Source organism: Niallia sp. 01092, from assembly GCF_052318935.1.
Classification (GTDB): domain Bacteria; phylum Bacillota; class Bacilli; order Bacillales; family Cytobacillaceae; genus Niallia.
The window spans coordinates 1-13,503 of the sequence record NZ_JBQRKO010000022.1; the positions used below are offsets into that span (position 1 = coordinate 1).

Consider the following 13,503-nt stretch of genomic DNA (forward strand, 5'->3'; position numbering starts at 1 on the left):
TCATTTTACATAAATAAAATTTTTGTAGATTTTGAGATTAGTGGAGACGATCAAACTTGGCTCCAGTTACATAAGAAAGTTTTTTATTCCCATCCAAATATAAACAACAAATATTTTCTAAAGATTATTATCAACAGGACAGGCAAAACATCCCCCTTCTTCACATAGTAATAAAGTATAGGCAAAAGTCCTTGAATGTGGAGGTGGAACAATGTCTGGAATTTTATATTCGCTCGGAGTTTTTCTAAAAGAATTAGTGTTTCTTGTCTCCTACGTTAAAAATAATGCGTTCCCACAGCCATTATCCGCAGCAGATGAAAAAAAATATTTACGGTTGATGGCTGAAGGCGATTCACATGCACGTAATATGTTAATCGAACATAATTTACGCTTAGTTGCACACATTGTAAAAAAATTCGAAAATACAGGTGAAGATTCAGAAGATCTTATTTCCATTGGAACAATTGGTCTCATCAAAGGGATCGAAAGTTTTTCTGAAGGAAAAGGAACGAAGCTTGCCACCTATGCTGCTCGCTGTATAGAAAATGAAATACTAATGCATTTAAGAGCTTTAAAGAAAACAAAAAAAGACGTGTCCCTTCATGATCCAATTGGCCAAGATAAAGAGGGCAATGAAATTAGTTTAATTGATGTATTAAAATCTGAGTCGGAGGATGTTGTTAATACGATACAACTCAATATGGAATTAGAAAAAGTAAAGGAATATATTGATGTGTTAGATGACAGGGAAAAAGAAGTAATTGTTGGTCGATTCGGCTTGGATTTGAAGAAAGAAAAAACACAAAGAGAAATTGCCAAAGAGCTGGGTATTTCTAGAAGCTATGTTTCGAGAATTGAAAAACGAGCACTGATGAAAATGTTCCATGAATTTTATCGGGCTGAAAAAGAAAAAAGAAGAAATAATTAAGTATTGAATAAAATTATATAAAAATAACTTTATTAATATATTCCGTAAAAAAAGGGTACTCAAAAAATAAAAAGTACCCCTTTTTTTAAAAAGGAAGCATATGATTCTACTGGTACTTATTCATTGATCTTATATTGTAAAGTTTGTGTATTTGGAGTTGCTACTGTTTTCACTAATTCTCCATTGCGGTCTTTGTATATTTCATATTCTCTGTGCGTTTCTATTATGTAGCCGTTCTCTTTAACTGTAGAATCCAATTTGTATTCTAGTTCAGGAGCTCCTAATGTTTTTTCCTCTGCATTTACTTCTGTTGATTCACCTGTATCTCCGTAAAAATAAACATAATTTTTATTAATACTTGCTGTCGGTGTCTCTACATATGCTGTAAAAGCCAACAATAGCAAGACAATAAAACCTGCAAGTCCTTTTTTCATCATTCACTCCTCCTTCTATACATCTTATGCTTGTCTGAATAGAGTATGCGCTATAGTATTGCCATTTTAAAAAGTTCCTGATCAAATGAGAAACACGGTTCATTAAAATGATAGAAGTGTTTATATATAGTGGAAAATGGGATCAAGTGAATGAATGTAATGTCGCAACGAAAAATAAATCTACTAGTAAATTAGCCTAAACAATGTGCAGGAAAAATGAATAGTTTAGTAAAGAGAGGAGGAGTGTAAACAGTGGCATATTGTAATCCTTATCAAGCTTTTCCAAGCGGACCAATAGGACCAGGAGGTTACCCTTACCCGGCTCCAGCTGGATATGGGGCATGTTATGGTTTAGCCGGTGGTGCATGGTTTGCTTTGCTTATCATTTTATTTGTTATTATTATTATATTTGGAAGCTTTTGGTTTATCGGGAACCAATTTTGTTAAGAATCAGCAAGGTTCTTTAGATTAAGTGGATCCCCATTCAGTAATAATTTTCTATCTCCCTAGTTGGTTACACAAACGCTGAACATCGTTTGTGTTCCTCGTTTTTTTTACGGTAGGCTTCCCTATTTTCGATTCGTTGCTTCTCTTGATCTTTTTTAGTAGAAGCACTTCCTAATTATTATATCCAAGTAGTATTGCTTTCAAGTTTCTTTGTCAGTACGTTCTTAGTTTTGATCAAATGTAAAATAAAGAAATGAAAAAAATATATTAATAAAATAAAAAGTGGGTTTTCATTAAGATGGAATTAATAGAATTTCTTCCCTAATAAAATTATAATGTAATAGTAATGAAAAATGAGGGGGAGATAATGTTGTCAACAACAGCCTATTCAACAGTCTGGGATTTAGATGTATTTTTCGAAGGTGGAAGCAGTTCTCCTGCTTTTAAAGAACATCTTCAAAAAACAAAGGAAAGCATTAAATACTTTGCTGATAAAGTACAAAATTATCATCCTAAAGATGGAAAACAGGATCAAGCACTAGTAAAAGAAATAATTGATTTGTTTGAAGGTGTCGTGAAAAAAATTAGACAAGCTGGGGCATTTGTCAGCTGTTTACAAGCGCAAAATATGGAAGATAAAGAGGCAGATGCATTAAGAGGTCAGGTTACGGAATTAAGTGCTGCATTTCAAAATGTTTTAACAACATTTGATGGGAAACTAGCTTCTTATAACGAAGAGCAATGGCGTATTCTTCTTGAAGGAGAAGGGGTGTCAGAGCTGGCATTTATTTTAACAGAAAGAAGAACAGGGGCAAAAGAAAAGCTTTCAGAAGAAGAAGAAAAACTTATAAATAAGTTAAGCATCGATGGTTACCACGGTTGGGGACAAATGTACGATACTATTGTAGGCAGCATGCAAATTCCGTTTCATGAAGCGAACACAACAAAAGTTTTATCAGTGGGTCAAGCTGCAAATAAATTTTCCTATCCTGATCGTAAAGTTCGTAAAGATGTATTTTCTGAATGGGAAAAAGCATGGGATGATAAAGGAGCGCTATTGGCTAAAACGTTAAATCATTTGGCAGGATTTCGTCTAAATGTGTATGAAAAAAGAGGATGGAAGAATGTTTTAAAGGAACCGTTAACCGATAGCCGTATGCAGGAAAAAACGCTGCAAACTATGTGGCATGTCATTTCTAAACACAAAAAATCATTTGTGCAATTTTTAGAGCGAAAAGCAAAACTGCTTGGTGTCGATAAATTGAGCTGGTACGATTTAGATGCACCACTTAGTAAAGTAGAATCCAAGATGTCCTATCAAGAAGGCGCTGCTTTTATCTTAAAGTATTTTTCGCAATTTGGGGAAGAAATGACTTCTTTTGCAAAAAAGGCGTTTGAAGAGAAATGGATTGAAGCAGAAGATCGACAAGGAAAACGACCGGGAGGCTTTCATACTTATTTTCCAGAAAGCGGTCAATCCCGTATTTTTATGACTTATTCCGGAACGACATCCAATGTATCCACTTTGGCACATGAGCTCGGACATGGTTTTCATACATATGCAATGAAGAATATGCATACATTAAATCGAAATTATGCGATGAATGTCGCAGAAACAGCCTCTACTTTTGCAGAAATGATTGTATCGGATGCAGCAGTTAAAAACGCAGCAAATGAAGAAGAAAGACTAAGCTTATTGGAAGATAAAATCCAACGTTCCATCGTATTGTTAATGAATATACATGCACGTTTTCTATTTGAAACAATGTTTTATGAAGAACGTAAAAAAGGAATAGTAAGCAAGGAGCGATTAGATGAGTTAATGTTAGAAGCACAAAAGGTCGCTTATGGTGAAGCATTAGCTGAATATCATCCATCTTTTTGGGCATCAAAGCTGCATTTTTATAGTACCAGCGTTCCTTTTTACAATTTCCCATATACGTTTGGCTATTTATTTTCTCTTGGGATTTATGCAAAAGCATTACAAGAAGGAGCCGGTTATGAAAAGAAATATATTGCATTATTAAAAGATACAGCAAGTATGACGGTGGAAGAGCTGGCGAAAAAGCATCTTGATGTGGATTTAACAGAAGAAGCATTTTGGGAAAGTGCTGTTCAGCTATGTATCGACGATGTTAACGAGTTTTTAGCATTAACGAAGTAGGCAGCAAAAATTTAGAACAAAAAACCTTCATTCACATCATGTTTCAAAAGTGAAAGGGGGTTTTTGTTGTCTGTGTTGTCAGGCATCATACCAAAAAAAGAAGGAACTAAAATTCCTTCTCCAGCTTAAATTTTTCTCCATTTAAAATTACCGATCATTAAAATTGACAAGATTAATAGGAAAAATAAATAAAATTGTGGCGGAATAAAGCTTCTTCCTAAGCTTAAAAATGTGATAATGCAACCTGCAGCGGTAATTGGCAGACCTGTAAAATAGCCATTGTTTTCTGTAATATTAAACCTTGCTAGACGAAAAGCTCCGCAGCAAATATACAAAACGGTAAAAAAGGAACCAGGTGCTCCTAATTCATATAATATACCTTGATATATTAATAGTGCAGGTGCAATTCCAAAGGAAATAATATCACCCATAGAGTCTAATTGTTTGCCTAATTCTGATTCAATATTAAATTTTCTTGCTGCCATACCATCTAGTCTGTCAGCAAGGGCAGCAAGGAAGATTAATAACAAGCTTAATTGAATATGACCTTGAAGGCTGAAAATAATTGAAAACCCACCTAAGCATAAATTGGTTAATGTGAGGCAATTAGCTATTTGTGTTTTCAACTTTTTAACGGTTTGGTCGAAAACGTCTGGTAAAAACATTCAAATTCACTCCTAGTATGAAAATCCTTTCATACAACTATTTTTTATATAATAATATATAATTTTAATGTACGATATGATTATTCGTAAAGAAAAATTTACAAATTATTGGAGGATTTATCTATTGAAACTATTTTTTTATCGCTTTTTAATAGAATTAACTAATGGAAAATGGAGTTCTTATATTATTAAGAAGTTTGCTCATTCTAAAATTAGTTCTCTTATCATTCCTTCTTTTGCAAAGATCTACAAAATAAATCTAAAAGAAATGGAAAAAAATATAGATGAGTATAAAAATTTGCATGAATTTTTTATAAGGAAGTTAAAAACAGGGGTACGAAATAGCAAAGCTGACAACAAAGAAGTGACCAGCCCGGTTGATGCAATTATTGAAGACCTCGGAACCATTTATAGTGATCATACCATTCATGTAAAAGGGAAAATATATTCTATCTCCGAAATGTTAGGAAGTGAACAAGCTGTTCAGAAGTATACTGGTGGAACATATATGATCTTTTATTTAAGCCCAAGTCATTATCATCGTATACATAGTCCAGTGGAAGGAGAGATTGTTAAACAGTGGACGTTAGGAGGGAAATCTTATCCTGTTAATAAATGGGGATTAAAATATGGAAAAAGTACTCTTGCTAAAAACTATCGCACGATTACAGAAGTCAAAATAGCAGATAATCAATTTGCTGCAATTGTAAAAGTTGGTGCCATGTTTATTAACTCCATTGTCTTGTCCCATCAAGGGGAGCAGTTAAAAAAAGGGGAAGAAATGGCTTACTTTTCGTTTGGATCAACGGTTATTTTATTATTTGAAAAAGGAGCATTTACAAGCAAAGACTTTCTTTCTACTCCATATCCAGTTAAAATAGGTGAAGTAATTGGCGATTTGACGTTGAATTGCGAGGAAAATGAGGAGATTTGTTAATAATCAACGATTTTTAAAATAATTAATATAGTTAGGCTTAAAGGCGAGAATGCTTTTGTAAAATGGAATAGGTGGATCTTAGATAGAAAAGCCCATTAATGGGCTTTTTAAATGAAAAAATGATAAATTTTTGAAGCTAGACGAGTGTCTAGCTTCAGCACCTATCCCTTGTGAAAGATAACCTCTTGCCTCAAAGTAAAGAGGTTATCTTTCTTCAGAGCTGACCAAGGCGCCTGTGCTTTTCTTGTTAGGAAGAAGCTTTAATTTTATTACTTAATGAACGTCGGTGAATTTCTGTTTCAATGAGACGTATAAATTCTGGGCTAAGATTTAGTTCTCTTGCTTTATGATAAGACTCTATTAACAAGTCATCTGACAGTTTACGCATGTCAGATCACCTCCATTCATTAAGTAATGTAAAAAGAAAAGCTTGTCCTTTTTTATACCCTTATTTTAACAAAAATAAACAATAAGAACAACTGTTCTGATATCCACAGTTGTAAGTGGATAACCTGTGATTAAATTGTTAAGAAGTGAATAAATTACTTAGAAATAAGTGTGTAATATGTGTATAATGTTATCCACAAATGGGGAAATATGCGTATTTTGTCGAAAAATATTTGGATAATAGGAAAAAAAAGAATCATATCTACTTTTTAAGGAGAAGAAAAGGTATAATATAACTTTGCTTTTCAACTAAATATAGATAAGAGCAATACTAGTAATGGATAGTCTTAAATAAAAGCATGAAGCATAAAGAGGTGTAATATATTGTTAAATCATTTTTTACCTGATCAGCATGTAAATAGCATTTTTGACATTACTCCTGATCTTTTAAAAGAAAAAGGTGTTAAAGGGATTATAACTGACCTTGATAATACGTTAGTAGAATGGGATCGTCCGCTTGCTACTCCTAAAATTATCGAATGGTTTGAAGAAATGAAAAGAAATAATATAAAAGTAACGATTGTTTCGAATAATAATGAAGGAAGAGTAAAAGCATTTTCTGATCCTTTAAATATTCCTTATATATTTTCAGCAAGAAAACCGATGGGGCATGCGTTTCGCAAAGCGCTGCTGCAAATGGGCGTTCGAAAAGAAGATGCAGTGGTGATAGGGGATCAATTATTAACGGATGTACTTGGCGGAAATCGAAATGGATTTCATACGATTCTAGTTGTTCCGGTCGCCCAAACAGACGGATTTATAACAAAAATAAATCGTAAAATTGAAAGAATACTATTAAATTGGTTTCGTAAAAAAGGGAAATTAACATGGGAGGATCAATAAGTGACAGAAAAAATACATTGTATCGGCTGTGGAGTAGAAATACAAACAGCAAATCGTAATGAGTTAGGATATACTCCACCTTCTGCGTTAGAAAAAGAAGTAATTATTTGTCAACGATGCTTTCGTTTGAAACATTATAATGAAGTACAGGACGTGTCATTAACAGACAGCGACTTTTTAAAAATATTAAATGAAATTGGACAAAGAGATAGTTTAATTGTAAAAATAGTTGATATTTTTGATTTTAATGGGAGTTGGCTGCCAGGGCTTCATCGCTTTATAGGAAAAAACAAATTATTGCTTGTCGGCAATAAAGTTGATCTTTTACCGAAATCAGTAAAAAAACAAAAAGTCATTAATTGGATGAAGAAAGAAGCGAAAGATCTTGGGCTAAAACCTGAAGATGTGTTTTTAGTTAGTGCAGAAAAAGGTCAACAAATCCAAGAAGTAGTGGAAGCGATTGAACATTATCGTCAAGGAAAAGATGTCTACGTTGTAGGATGTACAAATGTGGGGAAATCAACCTTTATTAATAGGATATTAAAAGAAGTATCAGGAGAAGAGAATATTATCACAACGTCGCATTTTCCTGGAACAACATTGGATATTATCGAAATTCCGTTAGCGGATGGAAAAGCATTAGTCGACACGCCAGGAATTATTAATCACCACCAGATGGCGCATTACGTAGATAAAAAAGACTTAAAATATATTACACCGAAAAAAGAAATTAAAGCCAAAATATATCAGCTTCATGATGGTCAAACATTATTTTTCGGCGGGTTGGCGCGATTTGATTTTGTAAAAGGGGAACGCCAGGCATTTGTTTGCTATTTTTCCAATGAAATAAATATTCACCGTACAAAAAAAGAAAATGCGGATGAATTGTACGAAAAACATGTTGGAGAAATGCTGACACCTCCTCGCAGAGATCAGTTAGATGAATTTCCGCAGTTAGTAAAGCATGACTTTACGATAAAAGAAGCGAAAACAGACATTGTCTTTTCAGGATTAGGGTGGATTACTGTCAATGAGGCAAATATTCAAGTATCTGTTTATGTTCCAAAAGGTGTTCATGCTATCGTTAGAAAATCTTTAATATAGGCTGTTTTCGAATAGATAGTTGCTTTTAAACGCGCTGCCTGAATACACTTCGTCCGTTTAGCGAGCGTCGAGCCTCCTCGTCGCATACGCTCCTGTGGGGTCTCTTCTTTCTCGCATTCCCACAGGAGTCTACGTGTATGCAGGCTGCTAAGAAACCGCTATTCCAAATGTTTTATGAAACAACAAACTTTGAGAAAACAGCCTTAATTTAAAAGGATGGAACACATTATAAATAGAAAAAATAGGGAGAGTTACAAATGAAGAAATATGTGGTTATTGGAGATCCTATACAACATTCTATGTCACCTGTTATGCATAATGATTTGTTTCAATTCTACGGTATGGATGCAGTATATGAACGAGTTCATATCAAAAAAGGAATGTTGAAAGAAGGTCTACAGCAATTATCGGAAATGAATGTTTCAGGATTTAATGTAACGGTGCCACATAAAACGGATATCATTCCTTTTTTAGATGATCTTGATCCATTAAGTGAAGCAATTGGCGCGGTTAATACTGTTGTAAATGAAGATGGAAAATGGATAGGCTACAATACAGATGGAGCTGGCTATTTAAGAGGATTATTATCTAAATTAACCACTCTTCATGATAAGAAGATATTAATGATTGGTGCTGGTGGTGCAGCAAGAGGGATTTATTTTACACTAGCTCATCATGGGGTAGCAAGAATCGATATCGTCAATCGTACGTTAGATAAGGCAATAAATTTAAAAGAGGCCTGTCCGTATTCAGTTGCAACAGAAATAGTAGATATGGATACTGCAGCAGCAAATTGTGGGGATTATGATTTAATTATTCAAACAACGTCTATCGGAATGTCTCCAAATGTTATGGAAGTGCCATTAGATATATCAAATATAAACAATAAAGCTTTTGTTAGTGATATAATATATAATCCATTAACAACGAAAATAATGCAAGTGGCGCAAAGCAAGGGAGCTAAAACGCAAAATGGCCTAGAAATGTTTGTGTTTCAAGGAGCATTAGCTTTTGAAAAATGGACAGGCGTTTTTCCGGATACAGAACGTATGAAAAGAAATGTGTTAGCACAATTAGGAGGAAATTAAATGCTTAAAGGGAAACAAAAACGATTTTTACGTGCAAAAGCACATCATTTAAATCCAATTTTTCAAGTTGGTAAAGGTGGAGTAAATGAAAATATGATTACACAAATTGGAGAAGCCTTAGAAGTAAGAGAGCTATTAAAGGTGAGTATTCTGCAAAATTGTGATGAGGATAAACAAACAGTGGCAGCTGAGCTTGCGGAAGGGACAAAAAGTGAATTAGTGCAGCTTATTGGATCTACTATTGTTTTATATAAAGAATCAAAAGAAAATAAAACGATTAACTTGCCATCTTAATTACTAGAAGAGGGGATTTCGTTGAAAAAAAAGATAGGAATATTGGGGGGGACTTTTGATCCTCCTCATATTGGGCATCTCATCATTGCAAATGAAGTGCTTCATCATGAACAATTAGATGAGATCTGGTTTATGCCAAATCAAGAACCTCCGCATAAAATAAAAACAGGAACTGTTTCGAATGAGAACCGCTTGCAAATGTTGCAATTAGCCATTAAAGGACATTCGAAATTTCAAGTGCAGCCGATTGAACTTAACCGTAAAGGAAAGTCTTTTACGTATGAAACGATGAAAATTTTAAAAGAAGCATACCCAAATGCAGCGTTTCATTTTATTATTGGTGCTGATATGGTAGAATATTTACCGAAATGGTATAAAATAGAAGAATTAATACAAATGGTTGAATTTATTAGCGTAAATCGGCCGAATTATAATCATGAAACAAAGTATCCAGTTCGATATGTCGATGTGCCAGCTATTAATATTTCTTCTAACTTAATTCGAGAGCGTTTGAAAAAGGGAGAAACCATTCAGTATTTAGTAAAAGATGAAGTGAAAAGTTATATAAAGGAGAATAGCCTTTATGAAACGTGAACAAGCACTTGCGATTGTGAAGGAGCAATTAACGGAAAAACGGTATTTGCATACGGTTGGTGTGATGGAAACAGCGATTGAGCTTGCTGAAAAATATGGCGAGAATGTGAAGAAAGCGGAACTTGCTGCAATCTTTCATGATTATGCGAAATTCCGACCTAAAGAGGAAATGAAAACAATCATAATCACTCAAAAGATGGACCCGCAATTGCTGAATTTTCATTCTGAATTATGGCATGCACCTGTGGGAGCATATCTTGTGCAACAAGAAGCAGGCATACAAGATCAAGAAGTGCTCGATGCGATAAAATATCATACTTCAGGCAGACCAGGAATAAGCCTGCTGGAGAAAATCGTTTATTTAGCTGATTATATAGAACCGGGAAGAAACTTTCCTGGTGTAGAAGAAGTAAGAGAATTGACAGCTGTCAATTTTAACGAAGGATTTATACAATCTGTGAAAAACACGATGAATTTTTTGATAACGAATAATCGTCCGGTTTTTCCATTAACTTTTCAAATGTATAATAGCATCGTAATGAAAATGGAGGATTGATGGAATGGAAGATCGTAAATTGCTGTTAACTGCTGTGAAAGCAGCGGATGATAAAAGAGCGGAAAATATTATTGCTCTAAACATGAAAGGAATTTCACTTGTATCTGATTATTTTATTATTTGTCATGGAAATTCAGATAAGCAAGTGCAGGCAATTGCAAGTGAAATTAAAGAAAAATGTGCAGAAATTGGTGTGAATATTAAACGTTTGGAAGGCTATCATGAAGCTAAATGGGTACTAGTTGATTTAGGTGATATTGTTGCTCATATCTTCCATCGTGATGAAAGAATGTACTATAATTTGGAACGTTTATGGGGAGATGCACCGACAGAAAATATTCAAAGCGTGATTAGTCAATGACCTACGGAAAGTTTGCTTATCTTTATGATAAGTTAATGAGCGATGTACCATATGACAAATGGTTGGAGCTGATTTTACAAGCGAAGCAAGACTTTGGCTTAACTGGGAATCATCTTTTGGATCTTGCATGTGGCACAGGTGAATTATCGATTAGGCTTGCAGAAGCTGGTTTTCAAGTTACTGGTGTAGACCTATCCGAAGATATGTTAAGTGTCGCTCAAGGGAAAACAGTCGATAGTGGACAAACTATTTTTTATTTAGAACAAGATATGTCGTCATTGGAAGGTCTGCCCCTTTTTGACATCATCGGCATTTTCTGTGATTCTTTAAATTATTTAGAATCAGAAGAAGCGGTGTTGGCTACTTTTGCAAGTGTCTATCAACATTTAGATGAAAATGGATTATTTATTTTTGATGTTCATTCGTTGTACAAGATGAACTCCCTTTTTATTAATCAAACATATGCGCTAAACGATGAAGATTTAAGTTTAATTTGGCAATGTTATGATGGGGAATATCCAAACAGTGTGGAGCATGAATTAACGTTTTTTGCATTGGGTCACGACGGGAAGTACAATCGTTATGATGAGCTTCATTTTCAACGAACCTTTTCTGTTGATCAATATAAAACCTGGTTAGCGAAGTCTGGTTTTACTGTAATAAAAGTAGCAGCTGATTTCCAAGAAGGGGAAATCAATGCGGAAGCAGAAAGAATTTTCTTTTTCTGCAAAAAAGCAGACTGACGAAAAAGATGGCACGGAAATGATCCGGTCATCTTTTTTTTGGAGAATTTTTCGAAATAAAGAAGGAGTTTTATATCGTCCTCTCGAAACTATTAAAAGTAAGGATTATTCCTCTTTTTGAATGGTTATTGATTGTTTTACTTTTTCTAAATCCTCTTCAAATTTATGATGTGTCGCCTGAAATAATTGATTAAATGTGTTTCCAAGCTGTTGTTCCAAAATATTGATTCCTTCCCCTGTTATCCCACCTTTTACACAAACTTTCTCTTGTAATGTAGGCAAAGTATAGTATCCTTTTTTTAATAACTCTCCTAAACCAATTAACATTTCACTTGCTAATTTTGTGGCAGTAACGCTATCGATTTCTGTTTCTTCCACTGCACCATCTATAAACCGTTGTGTTAAGTAGCTGAAAAAAGCTGGTCCGCAGCTCACGATATCAGATGAGACTCTTGTAATATTATTTTCAATTATTATTGGTGTCGAAAAGGATGTAAATAAGGTTGTTAATGTTTCTTTCCATTCATCGGTGCATTGATTCCCAAAAGAAAATAAAGACACACCAGCGAGCGCTCTGTTTGTAATACTAGGTATGATTCTAGCGACAGAGCAGTCAAAAAAAAGCTCCAGCTGCTCTGGATCAATTGGACTTGTAATGGTTACAATGCACATGTCACTTGTAACATATGGTGCAATTTCTTTTGATACGTTAAAAGTATCATGTGGTTTAATACACAAAAAAACAAGGTTTGCCTCCTTTACAACCTCTATACAATCATCATAAACAACAATGTTGGCATAGGCATCTTTTATTATTAATGCTTTGCTTTTCGTACGATTATGAATAAGCATTGATTTTTGGGATATTGCATTACTATCGAGCATTGCTTCAATGAGTATTCTCCCCATATTCCCAGTTCCAATCATTCCGATTTTCATCTTTCTCCCCCCCTATAATGAGCGGTTTCTCATATAACGATATGAAATGATTAAAAAAAATATACCAAGAAAGGAAGAATTATTGTCATGAATTGGATAAAACAGAATAAAACAGTTATCATATGTGGGGGAATCGCTGCGGCCCTTATTGTGTATTTGCTTTTCCCTTTTGTGAGCGCTAGTCATCAAGAAGGACAAATAACAGTCCAAAGCGAGGGAGGGGAAGAACCGTTGCAAGCTGCTGCACCTGTTTCATCAGTAAAAGAAAATGAGAAGGATCAAACGATGGTAGTAGATGTAAAAGGAGCAGTAAATCATCCTGGAGTATATGAAGCAAATCAAGGAGAAAGAGTAGTGGATGTCATCAAAAAAGCAGGTGGTATAAAAGAAACAGGCGATGAAACGAGCATTAACTTCGCATTAAAAGTAACAGATGAAATGGTCATATATGTTCCTGTTAAGGGGGAAGCAAACATCCCTGCCTCTTCTGCCAGCAAAGAGGTTGCTGCTCCAAATGGTACACAAAATGATTTAGTCGAATTAAACAGTGCAACAGCAGCAGATTTAGAGACATTGCCTGGAATCGGTCCAGCAAAAGCTGCAGTCATCATTGAATTCAGAGATGCTAACGGGGGTTTTTCAACGAAAGAAGATTTAAAAAAAATCACCGGCATCGGCGAAAAAACATATGAAAAATTAGCTGAACTAGTAACGGTAAAATAAGAAAAAGTAGTTAATTATATGGAAAAGAATCTTCTGGATTTTACCTAGATAAAAATTAAAGGCTGTTTTCTCAAAGTTTGTTGTTTTTTATGTAAAAAATGTGAAAAGAGTCCTCAGCAGACTGAATACACGTAGACTCCTGTGGGAATTCGAGAAAGACGAGACCCCACAGGAGCGTATGCGACGAGGAGGCTCGACGCTCGCCCATGGAAAGCGAAGTGTATTCAGGCTGCGAG

At 34.6% G+C, this 13,503-nt stretch carries 17 protein-coding genes; 13 read left to right on the forward strand and 4 right to left on the reverse strand.

Annotated elements, in window-relative coordinates; genetic code table 11:
* The first annotated feature begins 211 nt into the window (after positions 1 to 211).
* Positions 212 to 928 (forward strand): RNA polymerase sporulation sigma factor SigK, encoded by a 717-nt coding sequence (gene sigK / locus ACTXGU_RS17915; protein ID WP_443482902.1) that lies wholly within the window; start codon positions 212 to 214, stop codon positions 926 to 928.
* Positions 929 to 1,044: 116 nt separating this feature from the next.
* Here sigK and ACTXGU_RS17920 read toward each other — a convergent pair whose 3' ends face one another.
* Positions 1,045 to 1,365 carry a hypothetical protein gene (locus ACTXGU_RS17920; protein ID WP_443482903.1) on the reverse strand — a complete coding sequence of 107 codons (321 nt, stop codon included), beginning with the start codon at positions 1,363 to 1,365 and terminating at the stop codon, positions 1,045 to 1,047.
* Between the two features lie 249 nt (positions 1,366 to 1,614).
* On the opposite strand from ACTXGU_RS17920, the gene ACTXGU_RS17925 reads away from it, so the two are divergent.
* Positions 1,615 to 1,809 (forward strand): hypothetical protein, encoded by a 195-nt coding sequence (locus ACTXGU_RS17925; protein WP_443482904.1) that lies wholly within the window; start codon positions 1,615 to 1,617, stop codon positions 1,807 to 1,809.
* A gap of 367 nt (positions 1,810 to 2,176) precedes the next feature.
* Positions 2,177 to 3,973, forward strand: a complete 1,797-nt coding sequence (locus ACTXGU_RS17930; RefSeq protein ID WP_443482905.1) for a M3 family oligoendopeptidase — start codon at positions 2,177 to 2,179, stop codon at positions 3,971 to 3,973.
* A gap of 125 nt (positions 3,974 to 4,098) precedes the next feature.
* Here ACTXGU_RS17930 and pssA read toward each other — a convergent pair whose 3' ends face one another.
* A complete protein-coding gene (gene pssA, locus ACTXGU_RS17935) occupies positions 4,099 to 4,638 on the reverse strand; it encodes a CDP-diacylglycerol--serine O-phosphatidyltransferase (RefSeq protein WP_443482906.1) in 540 nt (179 codons plus the stop codon).
* Positions 4,639 to 4,762: 124 nt separating this feature from the next.
* Here pssA and ACTXGU_RS17940 point away from each other — a divergent pair, with 124 nt between their 5' ends.
* Entirely contained in the window at positions 4,763 to 5,575 is an 813-nt protein-coding gene (locus ACTXGU_RS17940) for a phosphatidylserine decarboxylase (RefSeq protein ID WP_443482907.1), read from the forward strand.
* A 247-nt stretch (positions 5,576 to 5,822) separates the two neighbouring features.
* Here the strand turns inward: ACTXGU_RS17940 and ACTXGU_RS17945 are convergent, their stop codons facing one another.
* Entirely contained in the window at positions 5,823 to 5,963 is a 141-nt protein-coding gene (locus ACTXGU_RS17945; RefSeq protein ID WP_443482908.1) for a sporulation histidine kinase inhibitor Sda, read from the reverse strand.
* A 383-nt stretch (positions 5,964 to 6,346) separates the two neighbouring features.
* On the opposite strand from ACTXGU_RS17945, the gene ACTXGU_RS17950 reads away from it, so the two are divergent.
* From ACTXGU_RS17950 to ACTXGU_RS17985, 8 genes are all read left to right on the forward strand, one after another.
* Complete coding sequence (locus ACTXGU_RS17950; RefSeq protein WP_443482909.1) at positions 6,347 to 6,865, forward strand: YqeG family HAD IIIA-type phosphatase; 519 nt, start codon at positions 6,347 to 6,349, stop codon at positions 6,863 to 6,865.
* Positions 6,866 to 7,969: a ribosome biogenesis GTPase YqeH gene (gene yqeH / locus ACTXGU_RS17955; RefSeq protein ID WP_443482910.1), complete on the forward strand. Its 1,104-nt coding sequence runs from the start codon at positions 6,866 to 6,868 to the stop codon at positions 7,967 to 7,969.
* Between the two features lie 257 nt (positions 7,970 to 8,226).
* On the forward strand, positions 8,227 to 9,057 hold the full coding sequence (gene aroE, locus ACTXGU_RS17960) for a shikimate dehydrogenase (protein WP_443482911.1): 831 nt from the start codon (positions 8,227 to 8,229) through the stop codon (positions 9,055 to 9,057).
* Positions 9,058 to 9,351 carry a ribosome assembly RNA-binding protein YhbY gene (gene yhbY, locus ACTXGU_RS17965; RefSeq protein ID WP_443482912.1) on the forward strand — a complete coding sequence of 98 codons (294 nt, stop codon included), beginning with the start codon at positions 9,058 to 9,060 and terminating at the stop codon, positions 9,349 to 9,351.
* A gap of 21 nt (positions 9,352 to 9,372) precedes the next feature.
* Complete coding sequence (locus ACTXGU_RS17970; protein WP_443482913.1) at positions 9,373 to 9,945, forward strand: nicotinate-nucleotide adenylyltransferase; 573 nt, start codon at positions 9,373 to 9,375, stop codon at positions 9,943 to 9,945.
* The gene (gene yqeK, locus ACTXGU_RS17975; RefSeq protein WP_443482914.1) at positions 9,935 to 10,501 is read left to right on the forward strand and encodes a bis(5'-nucleosyl)-tetraphosphatase (symmetrical) YqeK; all 567 of its coding nucleotides are present in this window, start codon (positions 9,935 to 9,937) and stop codon (positions 10,499 to 10,501) included. Before ACTXGU_RS17970 ends, yqeK begins: the two co-directional genes overlap by 11 nt.
* Before the next feature lie 4 nt (positions 10,502 to 10,505).
* Positions 10,506 to 10,862, forward strand: a complete 357-nt coding sequence (gene rsfS / locus ACTXGU_RS17980; RefSeq protein WP_443482915.1) for a ribosome silencing factor — start codon at positions 10,506 to 10,508, stop codon at positions 10,860 to 10,862.
* The gene (locus tag ACTXGU_RS17985) at positions 10,859 to 11,605 is read left to right on the forward strand and encodes a class I SAM-dependent DNA methyltransferase (RefSeq protein WP_443482916.1); all 747 of its coding nucleotides are present in this window, start codon (positions 10,859 to 10,861) and stop codon (positions 11,603 to 11,605) included. The genes rsfS and ACTXGU_RS17985 overlap by 4 nt, the downstream gene beginning before the upstream one ends.
* A gap of 105 nt (positions 11,606 to 11,710) precedes the next feature.
* Here the strand turns inward: ACTXGU_RS17985 and comER are convergent, their stop codons facing one another.
* The gene (gene comER, locus ACTXGU_RS17990) at positions 11,711 to 12,544 is read right to left on the reverse strand and encodes a late competence protein ComER (protein ID WP_443482917.1); all 834 of its coding nucleotides are present in this window, start codon (positions 12,542 to 12,544) and stop codon (positions 11,711 to 11,713) included.
* Positions 12,545 to 12,631: 87 nt separating this feature from the next.
* On the opposite strand from comER, the gene ACTXGU_RS17995 reads away from it, so the two are divergent.
* Positions 12,632 to 13,267, forward strand: a complete 636-nt coding sequence (locus ACTXGU_RS17995) for a helix-hairpin-helix domain-containing protein (protein ID WP_443482918.1) — start codon at positions 12,632 to 12,634, stop codon at positions 13,265 to 13,267.
* Positions 13,268 to 13,503: the final 236 nt, after the last annotated feature.

What these genes read in the sequence shown, in the direction of transcription:
- yqeK (WP_443482914.1), top strand. Translation starts at nt 9,935, where the DNA reads ATGAAACGTGAACAAGCACTTGCGATTGTGAAGGAGCAATTAACGGAA.
- ACTXGU_RS17985 (WP_443482916.1), top strand. Translation starts at nt 10,859, where the DNA reads ATGACCTACGGAAAGTTTGCTTATCTTTATGATAAGTTAATGAGCGAT.
- sigK (WP_443482902.1), top strand. Translation starts at nt 212, where the DNA reads ATGTCTGGAATTTTATATTCGCTCGGAGTTTTTCTAAAAGAATTAGTG.
- pssA (WP_443482906.1), bottom strand. Translation starts at nt 4,638, where the DNA reads ATGTTTTTACCAGACGTTTTCGACCAAACCGTTAAAAAGTTGAAAACA.
- aroE (WP_443482911.1), top strand. Translation starts at nt 8,227, where the DNA reads ATGAAGAAATATGTGGTTATTGGAGATCCTATACAACATTCTATGTCA.
- comER (WP_443482917.1), bottom strand. Translation starts at nt 12,544, where the DNA reads ATGAAAATCGGAATGATTGGAACTGGGAATATGGGGAGAATACTCATT.
- rsfS (WP_443482915.1), top strand. Translation starts at nt 10,506, where the DNA reads ATGGAAGATCGTAAATTGCTGTTAACTGCTGTGAAAGCAGCGGATGAT.
- ACTXGU_RS17945 (WP_443482908.1), bottom strand. Translation starts at nt 5,963, where the DNA reads ATGCGTAAACTGTCAGATGACTTGTTAATAGAGTCTTATCATAAAGCA.
- yhbY (WP_443482912.1), top strand. Translation starts at nt 9,058, where the DNA reads ATGCTTAAAGGGAAACAAAAACGATTTTTACGTGCAAAAGCACATCAT.
- ACTXGU_RS17930 (WP_443482905.1), top strand. Translation starts at nt 2,177, where the DNA reads ATGTTGTCAACAACAGCCTATTCAACAGTCTGGGATTTAGATGTATTT.
- ACTXGU_RS17920 (WP_443482903.1), bottom strand. Translation starts at nt 1,365, where the DNA reads ATGATGAAAAAAGGACTTGCAGGTTTTATTGTCTTGCTATTGTTGGCT.
- ACTXGU_RS17995 (WP_443482918.1), top strand. Translation starts at nt 12,632, where the DNA reads ATGAATTGGATAAAACAGAATAAAACAGTTATCATATGTGGGGGAATC.